This is a genomic window from Mesorhizobium sp. M1C.F.Ca.ET.210.01.1.1, assembly GCF_004791585.1.
In the GTDB taxonomy this organism is placed as follows: domain Bacteria; phylum Pseudomonadota; class Alphaproteobacteria; order Rhizobiales; family Rhizobiaceae; genus Mesorhizobium.
In genome coordinates, this window is sequence record NZ_SRUU01000026.1 from 89,084 (window position 1) to 95,376 (window position 6,293).

Consider the following 6,293-nt stretch of genomic DNA (forward strand, 5'->3'; position numbering starts at 1 on the left):
AGAAACGAGAAACGACCGTAAGGTCGAACCATCAGAGTGAGGAACCCTACAATGTCTAACGAACTCGACTATCTCAGCCGTCGTGTCGCCGCCGGCAAGCTCAGCCGTCGCGATTTTCTCGGCCGTGCCGCCGCGCTCGGCATCTCCGCTCCCTTCGCCAATTCGCTGCTTTCCAGCGCTGCCCGTGCTGCCGGCCCGGTCAAGGGCGGCACGCTGAAGGCCGGCCTCGTCGGCGGCGAATCCACCAACAGCCTCGACCCGGCGCTGATGATGACGCAGGTGCCGTTCGCCTTCGGCAAGTGCTGGGGCGAAATGATCGTCGAGCTCTCACCCGACGGCAAGTTGGAGAACCGTATCGCCGAGGAGATCGGCGCTTCGGATGACGCCAAGACCTGGACGCTGAAGATCCGCGACGGTGTCGAGTTCCACAACGGCAAGACGGTGACCGCCGAGGACGTCGCCGCCACGCTCGAGCGCCATTCGGACGAGAAGTCGAAATCCGGCGCTCTCGGCTACATGAAGGGCATCGACACCATCAAGGCCAGCGGCAAGGAAGTCGTGCTGACCCTGAAGGAGCCGAATGCCGACCTTCCCTACCTGCTCAGCGACTATCACCTGATCGTCCAGCCGAACGGCGGTAAGGACAAGCCCGATGCCGGCATCGGCGCCGGCCCCTACAAGGTCAAAGTCAACGAGCCTGGCGTGCGTCATGTCGGCGAGCGCTTCGCCAATTACTGGCAGGGCGACAAGATGGGCCATGCCGACCAGATCGAGGTTGTCGTGATCAACGACGCGACCGCGCGCACGGCGGCCCTGCAGGGCGGCCAGGTCAACATGATCAACCGCGTCGAACCGAAGATCGTCGACCTGATCAAGCGCGTGCCGGGCGTTACCATCCGCAACCATTCGGGTCCCGGCCACTACGTGTTCATCATGCACTGCAACACGGCGCCGTTCGACAACAACGACCTCAGGATGGCGCTGAAGCTGGCGATCGACCGCGATGAGATGCTGAACAAGGTGCTGCGCGGCTATGGCTCGCTCGGCAACGACTTCCCGATCAACGCTTCCTATCCGCTGTTCACCGAGATCGAGCAGCGCAAGTACGATCCCGACAAGGCCAAGTTCCACTACAAGAAGTCGGGACACGACGGCTCGATCCTGCTCCGGACCTCGGACGTCGCCTTCCCCGGCGCGGTCGATGCCGCGCAGCTCTATCAGCAGAGCGCGGCCAAGGCCGGCATCAAGCTGGAGATCAAGCGCGAGCCGGGCGACGGCTACTGGAACGAGGTCTGGAACAAGCAGCCTTTCTGCGCCTCCTACTGGGGCGGCCGCTCGACCCAGGACCAGATGTACTCGACCGCTTATCTGTCGAGCGCCGACTGGAACGACACGCGGTTCAAGCGCCCGGATTTCGACAAGATGGTGCTGGCGGCGCGCGCCGAGCTCGACGAGGGCAAGCGCAAGGCGATTTACCACGACATGGCTGTGATGGTGCGCGACGAAGGCGGCCTGATCCTGCCGATGTTCAATCAGTTCATTGACGCCACCGGCGCCAAGGTCGGCGGCTGGGTCGACGATCCGCATCAGGAGCTGATGAACGGCTACGCGCTGGCGAAGTGCTGGCTCGAAGCCTGAGCTCGGCCTTGCGGAGATGTCCTCACCCATCGTGAAACTGGTGGCCCAGCGCATTGCGCTGGGCATCCTCCTTCTGTTGGCCGTTTCGGTCCTGATCTTCGCCGGCACCCAGATCCTGCCCGGCGACGTCGCGCAAGCCATCCTCGGACAGTCGGCGACGCCGGAGTCGCTCGCCAACCTGCGCGAGCAGCTCGGGCTCAACCAGCCTGCCTATATCCGCTACTTCCACTGGCTGGGCGGCGTGCTGACCGGCGATCTCGGAACCGCCATGTCGAGCGGGCAGGACATCGCGACATCGATCAAGGATCGGCTGTGGAACACGCTGTTCCTGGCCTTCTGGGCGGCGGTCGTGGCCATTCCGCTGGCGATCACACTGGGCCTCATCGCCGTGCGCTACCGCAACGGCTGGGTCGACAAGCTGATCTCCGGCGTGGCGCTTGCCTCGACCTCCTTCCCGGAGTTCTTCATCGGCTATCTGCTGGTCTTCTACTTCGCGGTGCAGCACCAGTGGTTCCCCGCCATCTCAACCGTCTATGACGGAATGTCTATCGGCGAGCGCCTGCAGGCGATCGCGCTGCCGGCCGCAGCCCTGACACTTGTGGTGCTCGCCCATATGATGCGCATGACGCGCGCAGCGATCCTCAACGTCATGCAGTCGGCCTATGTCGAGACGGCCGAACTCAAAGGGCTCTCGGCCTTCGCGGTCATCCGCAAGCACGCGTTCCCGAACGCTATCGCGCCGATCATCAACGTCGTCATGCTCAATCTCGCCTATCTGGTGGTCGGCGTCGTGGTGGTCGAGGTGATCTTCGTCTATCCCGGCATGGGCCAGTATCTCGTCGACCATGTCACCAAGCGCGACGTTCCCGTGGTGCAGGCGGTCGGGCTGATCTTCGCCGCCGTCTATATCAGCCTCAACATCATCGCGGACATTGCGGCGATCGTCGCCAATCCGCGGCTCAGGCATCCGAAATAAAGGGGCGGCCGATATGCTCGACATCAGGCGCATTCCCCTGCCTTCGCTGATCGGCCTGGTGCTGACGGGGCTATTCGTGCTTGCGGCGATCTTCGCGCCTTTGATCGCGCCGCATGGCAATGGCGAGATCGTCGGCGACGTCTGGGAGCCGATGTCGTCGACGCATTGGCTGGGCACCGACAATCTCGGGCGTGATCTGTTGTCGCGCATGATCTACGGCGCCCGCATCACGCTGTTCATCGCGGTGCTCGCCACGGCGCTCTCCTTCTCGCTGGGCGCCATCCTCGGCTTCTCGGCGGCGGTGTTCGGCGGCTGGTACGACACGATCCTGTCGCGCCTCGTCGACCTCCTGATGTCGATCCCGACCCTAATCATGGGCCTCGTCGTGCTTTCGGTGCTGCCGTCCAACCTGGTGACGCTGATCCTGGTGATGGGCATCCTCGACTCGACCCGCGTCTACCGCCTGTCGCGCGCTGTGGCCGTCGACATCAACGTGATGGACTATGTCGAGGCGGCAAAACTGCGTGGCGAGGGCAGCGGCTGGATCATCTTCCGCGAGATCCTGCCCAACGCGCTCTCGCCACTGGTCTCGGAACTCGGCCTGCGCTTCATCTACGCCGTGCTGTTCCTGTCGACGCTGTCCTTCCTCGGCCTCGGCGTTCAGCCGCCGGACGCCGACTGGGGCGGCATGGTGAAGGAGAACAAGGACGGCATCGTGTTCGGCATTCCGGCGGCGCTCATCCCCGCCGCGGCGATCGCGGCACTGGCGATCTCGGTCAATCTCGTCGCCGACTGGGTGCTCAACCGCACGACAAGCCTGAAGGGAGGACGCGGCTGATGGCTGACGGCAAGGCAAAGTCCACCCCTCTTCTCGATATCCGCAACCTGCGCATCGAAGCCACGGTCTATCCGCCTGGCGAAGCGCCGAAGACCATCACCCTTGTCCACGACGTCTCGCTGACGCTGGAAAAGGGCAAGGTGCTCGGCCTGATCGGCGAATCCGGCGCCGGCAAGTCGACCATCGGCCTGTCGTCGATGGGCTATGGCCGCGGCGGCGTACGCATCACCGGTGGAGAGGTCATCCTCAACGGCCGCGATATCCTCAAGGGCGGCAAGGAGGGCTTTCGCAAACTGCGCGGCCGCGAGGTCTGCTATGTCGCCCAGTCGGCGGCGGCGGCCTTCAATCCAGCGCACCGGCTGATGGACCAGGTGGTGGAAGCCGCCCTTCTGCACGGCACCGCGACCCGGGCCGAGGCCGAGAAGCGCGCCGTGGCGCTGTTCAAGAAGCTCAGCCTGCCCAATCCAGAGACGATCGGCGAGCGCTTCCCGCACCAGGTGTCGGGCGGACAGTTGCAGCGCGTGATGACGGCGATGGCGCTGTGCTCCGAGCCTGACCTGATCGTCTTCGACGAGCCGACCACGGCACTCGACGTGACGACGCAGATCGACGTGCTAGCGGCGATCAAGGACGCCATCCGCGACACGCATGTCGCGGCTTTGTACATCACCCACGACCTCGCCGTCGTCGCCCAGGTGTCGGACGAGATCATGGTGCTGCGCCACGGCCGGCTGGTCGAATGGGGCGGCACGCGCCAGATCATCAAGGAGCCGCGCCAGGAATACACCAACGCGCTGGTCTCGGTGCATGAGATCGAGCATCAGGAGCAGCAGCCAGGCACGGCGCCGATGCTGTCGGTGAAGAACGTGACGGCCGCCTATGGCGGCGGCCACGTCAAGGTGCTGAAGAACGTGTCGGTCGACATCTTCCCAGGTCAGACGCTGGCGGTGGTCGGCGAATCCGGCTCCGGCAAGTCGACGCTGGCCCGCGCCATCACCGGCCTGTTGCCGCCGGAGCAAGGCAGCGTCGTCTTCGATGGCCGCACGCTCGGCAACAGGCTGGCCGACCGGCCGAAGGAGGACCTGCGCCAACTGCAGATGATCTACCAGATGGCGGACGTCGCGATGAACCCGCGCCAGACGGTCGGTACCATCATCGGCCGGCCGCTGGAATTCTACTTCGGCATGAAGGGCCGCGAACGCGACAAGCGCGTCGCCGAGCTGCTCGACGAGATCGAGATGGGCAAGGGCTTCATCGATCGTTATCCGGCCGAGCTTTCGGGCGGCCAGAAACAGCGTGTCTGCATCGCCCGCTCGCTCGCCGCAAAGCCGAAGCTGATCATCTGCGACGAGGTGACGTCGGCGCTCGATCCCTTGGTCGCGCACGGTATCCTCAAGCTGCTGCTCAACCTGCAGCAGGTCGAGAAAGTGGCTTATCTCTTCATCACCCACGACCTCGCCACGGTGAAGTCGATCGCCGATTCGATCGCGGTGATGTATCGTGGCGAGGTGGTGCGCTATGGTTCGAAGAGCAAGGTGCTGACCCCGCCCTTCGACGCCTATACCGACCTTCTGTTGTCGTCCGTTCCCGAAATGGAGATCGGCTGGCTGGAGAAGGCCATCGCGGGCCGGCGCATGGAAAGCGCCGGCAACTGAAGCGCGTCGCGCCGGGCGACATGCATTGAGCTGGCGTCCTCATCTCTGCGCTTCTGGGGCTTGGCCGGACCGGCCTGGCCCTTGATGCTGGTCTCTCCCGGAAGTCCGCATGGAGCCGCGCGTGGCGCTCAAATCCAAACTGCTGCTCATCATCCTCGACGGCGTGCCCTATCGGAACTGGCGCCGGCTGATGGGCAATCTCGAAGGCTGGGGGCTGTCGGGCGAGGCGCAGGTGTGGAGGATGCGCTCGGTGCTGCCCTCGACATCGGCCTGCTGCTACGCCTCGATCCACACCGGGGTCACGCCGCAGGTGCACGGCATCCTCTCCAATGAGAACCGGTTCCGGGTCGAGCAGCCAGATATCTTCTCCGAGGTCAGCAAGGCCGGCGGCAAGACCGGTGCGGTGACCCATTCCTACTGGTCGGAATTCTTCCGCTCCCATCCGTTCGATCTGGTCGAGGACATGGAATTCGACGAGCCCGGCGGGCCGATCACGCATGGCCGCTTCCACACCATGACCGGCTACAATCTCAAGAACCAGATGACGCCGAGCGACGCCGACCTGTTCGCGACGCTGACGATGCTGACGCGGCGCCACGGCATCCATTACGGCATCCTGCACACCTGCACGCTGGACTCGATGGGTCACCGCTTCGGCCATGACTGCCACGAGATGGACCACGCCTGCTACGCCATGGACGGCATGCTGGCGGGGTTCCTGCCCGGCTGGCGCGAAGCCGGCTACGAAGTGATCGTCACCGCCGACCACGGCCAGACGAACCGCGGCCACCACGGCGGGCACGATGACGAGATGCAGGATTTCGCGCTCTATTATTTCGGCCCGGCAAAGGGTCCCGAGCCCGATGCCCTGCTCGACCAGTTGCAACTGGCCCCGACTGTGCTGAGCCGGCTGGGTGTGGAAATCCCGGCGACGATGAAGGCGAAGCCGTTTTTGGTTTAGATTCCCCTTGTCCCCTGTGGGAGAAGGGGGCGCCGAATGCGACGGATGAAGGGTGTTCCAGGGAACACCAACCTCTCACTCCGCTGGAACACCCCTTGTATCTGCACGAACAGAGATTTGTGCGAGAAGAGCGACTGAGCCTCGAACCGGACGGCCATCCGATTCGAGGCTTGGCGAAGTCGCCCGAAACCCCTTCGGTTACAACCGTGGATGAGCCTGGGATCT

The 6,293-nt window shown here is 64.2% G+C and carries 5 protein-coding genes; all 5 read left to right on the forward strand.

Translation table 11 applies throughout. The annotated features are described in order from the left end of the window. Positions 1-51 precede the first annotated feature (51 nt). Positions 52-1,638, forward strand: coding sequence for an ABC transporter substrate-binding protein (locus EN853_RS24810; RefSeq protein WP_127861743.1), 1,587 nt, complete (start codon positions 52-54; stop codon positions 1,636-1,638). Between the two features lie 16 nt (positions 1,639-1,654). Then, positions 1,655-2,614 carry an ABC transporter permease gene (locus EN853_RS24815; protein ID WP_127861742.1) on the forward strand — a complete coding sequence of 320 codons (960 nt, stop codon included), beginning with the start codon at positions 1,655-1,657 and terminating at the stop codon, positions 2,612-2,614. A 13-nt stretch (positions 2,615-2,627) separates the two neighbouring features. Then, complete coding sequence (locus tag EN853_RS24820; protein WP_127861741.1) at positions 2,628-3,452, forward strand: ABC transporter permease; 825 nt, start codon at positions 2,628-2,630, stop codon at positions 3,450-3,452. Beyond that, on the forward strand, positions 3,452-5,107 hold the full coding sequence (locus tag EN853_RS24825) for an ABC transporter ATP-binding protein (protein ID WP_127861740.1): 1,656 nt from the start codon (positions 3,452-3,454) through the stop codon (positions 5,105-5,107). The genes EN853_RS24820 and EN853_RS24825 overlap by 1 nt, the downstream gene beginning before the upstream one ends. Before the next feature lie 121 nt (positions 5,108-5,228). Next, positions 5,229-6,068 carry an alkaline phosphatase family protein gene (locus EN853_RS24830; protein ID WP_127861739.1) on the forward strand — a complete coding sequence of 280 codons (840 nt, stop codon included), beginning with the start codon at positions 5,229-5,231 and terminating at the stop codon, positions 6,066-6,068. Positions 6,069-6,293: the final 225 nt, after the last annotated feature.

Coding starts and splice junctions, on each gene's coding strand:
- EN853_RS24810 (WP_127861743.1), top strand. CDS start 52: ATGTCTAACGAACTCGACTATCTCAGCCGTCGTGTCGCCGCCGGCAAG.
- EN853_RS24815 (WP_127861742.1), top strand. CDS start 1,655: ATGTCCTCACCCATCGTGAAACTGGTGGCCCAGCGCATTGCGCTGGGC.
- EN853_RS24820 (WP_127861741.1), top strand. CDS start 2,628: ATGCTCGACATCAGGCGCATTCCCCTGCCTTCGCTGATCGGCCTGGTG.
- EN853_RS24825 (WP_127861740.1), top strand. CDS start 3,452: ATGGCTGACGGCAAGGCAAAGTCCACCCCTCTTCTCGATATCCGCAAC.